Annotated in this window: 2 protein-coding genes and 1 pseudogene; 1 reads left to right on the top strand and 2 read right to left on the bottom strand. The window is 70.8% G+C overall.

What is annotated here, in order from left to right:
• Positions 1-198: 198 nt before the first annotated feature.
• Positions 199-1,101 (bottom strand): SAM-dependent methyltransferase, encoded by a 903-nt coding sequence (locus CA983_RS43120; protein WP_086606050.1) that lies wholly within the window; start codon positions 1,099-1,101, stop codon positions 199-201.
• An 86-nt stretch (positions 1,102-1,187) separates the two neighbouring features.
• Here CA983_RS43120 and CA983_RS43115 point away from each other — a divergent pair, with 86 nt between their 5' ends.
• A complete protein-coding gene (locus CA983_RS43115; protein WP_086606051.1) occupies positions 1,188-1,388 on the top strand; it encodes a hypothetical protein in 201 nt (66 codons plus the stop codon).
• Between the two features lies 1 nt (position 1,389).
• On the opposite strand, the pseudogene CA983_RS43110 reads toward CA983_RS43115, so the two are convergent.
• Positions 1,390-2,018: pseudogene (locus CA983_RS43110) on the bottom strand (transcriptional regulator); the annotation flags it as partial.

The raw sequence follows: 2,018 nt of genomic DNA, 5'->3' as shown, positions 1-2,018 counted from the left end.
CTCCCGCGCCGCCGCTCGCCGCGCGGGAGAGGGGGCGGGCGGGGGCTCGGTGACGGTCATGACAGGGCTCCTTCGACTGCGGTGACGACTGTGCGCCGCAGCCTAGGGAAGTGCATGCCGCCTACAAGCACATTTCCGGGATCCGGGACGCCCTGATCCCGACGCCCTGATCCCGACGCCTTGATCCCGACGCCCTGCTCAGCCCTTGGCGGCCATCCCCGCGTACACGTTGATGTCCGCGTCCGTGACGTCGTTGATGTCGCGGTAGCGGACCTTGTCGATGTCGTCGAGACCGGCGAGGTACGACTCGTCCGGCTGCTCGGGGACGGGAGCGGCGTGGTCGGGCCGCCAGCGGTGGGCGGGGACGATCCCCGGGTCGGCGATCTCCAGGGAGTTCTCCGTGAAGAACCGCTCGACCTCCGCCCGGGACCGCAGCACGAAGGTGAACCCCCGCTCCGTGTACGTCCGCTGGACCGCGCGGATGTTCTCGGGGTTGAGGTCCTCGGTGAGGTGGCTGAGCACCAGCCGGCTGCCGACGGGCAGCGCGTCGAGCAACTCGCGCACCAGCGGGTACGCCTCCTCGTCCGCGACGAAGTGCAGGATGGCGACCAGGCAGAGCGCGACCGGCTGGTCGAGGTCCAGGGTCTTGGCGGCCTGTTCCAGGATGCGCGCCGGATCGCGCAGGTCGGCGTCGATGTAGTCCGTACGCCCCTCGGGGCCGCTCGTCAGCAGGGCCCGCGCGTGCGCGAGCACGACCGGGTCGTTGTCGACGTACACGACCCGCGAGTCGGGCGCGATGCGCTGCGCGATCTGGTGCACGTTCTCGGCGGTCGGCAGTCCCGTGCCGATGTCGAGGAACTGCCGGATGCCGTCCTGCTCCACCAGCGTGGTCACCGCGCGGCGCAGGAAGTCGCGGTTGTGCCGTACGTCGAGGTATCCGCGCGGGTTGGCGGCGAGCGCGGCGGCGGCCGCGTCCCGGTCGGCCGGGTAGTGGTCCTTGCCGCCGAGGAAGACGTCGTAGACGCGCGCCGGGTGGGCCTTGCTGCTGTCGATCCTCCTCTGCAGCTCGGCGGGATCCTGGCTGAGGGCGTCACCGGTCATGGACGTCTCCCTGAAGAGTAGGTGGTTCAATCAGCAACCACTACGGCGGTCAACAACCTAACGGTTCAGGTGATTTGATGGTGCCCATGCACCCCGACCAGCCGCCGACGACGACCCTGTGGCGCCCCACCGGCCCCAAGGAACTGGACCTGGTACGGGAGCTCGACTGGCGCGCCTGGCCGCCCCGGCTTCCGGAGCAGCCGATCTTCTACCCGGTCCTCAACGAGGTCGACGAGTTCAACGCCCACATCGTCGGCAGGATCGAGCTGGTTCACGAGTTCCACTGAGTCAGTCGGTGGTCCCGGCCTCCACCCACTTGTCGCCGCCCAGCGGGAACTCGTACGCAGGCCGCCCGTTGTTGCCGCTCGTGCGGAAGGGCCGGCCCCGGTCGTCCACCGTCAGCGTGCCGCTCCGGCCGCCGCTGGACCAGCTCAGCTCCAGGTACCAGCTGACGTCGTACGCGGAGGCGTCGGCCCGGATGTAGTAGACCTCCGGGTCGGACTCGCTCACCGAGAACGGGAAGTCGTCGTGCCCCGCCTCCGGGACGAGGGCGGGACGCGCGGCGTCGAGAGCGACCGTGAAGTAGCGGGTCGGGACGTTGCCGCCGCAACCGACGCCCGGATAACCCATGGCGTAGTCGTTCCAGGCGAGCGGCGCCCGCTTGCCGGCCATACGGACCGTCAGCCCGTCGACGACCACCGTCTCCTTCCCGGTGCCCTGCACCGTGACCTTCAGATACTGCCGCCCCGACGGCACGGCACCCATCGCCCCCACCCAGGCGGGCGCGTCCTGCTGCAGCGGCGGTGGCCCCACCTGCCCCGGCGGCCGGTTCACCAGGTAGCGCTGGGAGCAGGGGTTCTCCCAGGCGTGCGGCTGGGTGTCCACGGTGAGGGGGGCGGGGCCGGCCGGGGCGGCGC

The organism is Streptomyces swartbergensis, assembly GCF_002148965.1.
Lineage (GTDB): Bacteria > Actinomycetota > Actinomycetes > Streptomycetales > Streptomycetaceae > Streptomyces > Streptomyces swartbergensis.
This window is presented reverse-complemented; position numbering and strand designations above follow the sequence as displayed.

Coding starts and splice junctions, on each gene's coding strand:
- CA983_RS43120 (WP_086606050.1), bottom strand. CDS start 1,101: ATGACCGGTGACGCCCTCAGCCAGGATCCCGCCGAGCTGCAGAGGAGG.
- CA983_RS43115 (WP_086606051.1), top strand. CDS start 1,188: ATGCACCCCGACCAGCCGCCGACGACGACCCTGTGGCGCCCCACCGGC.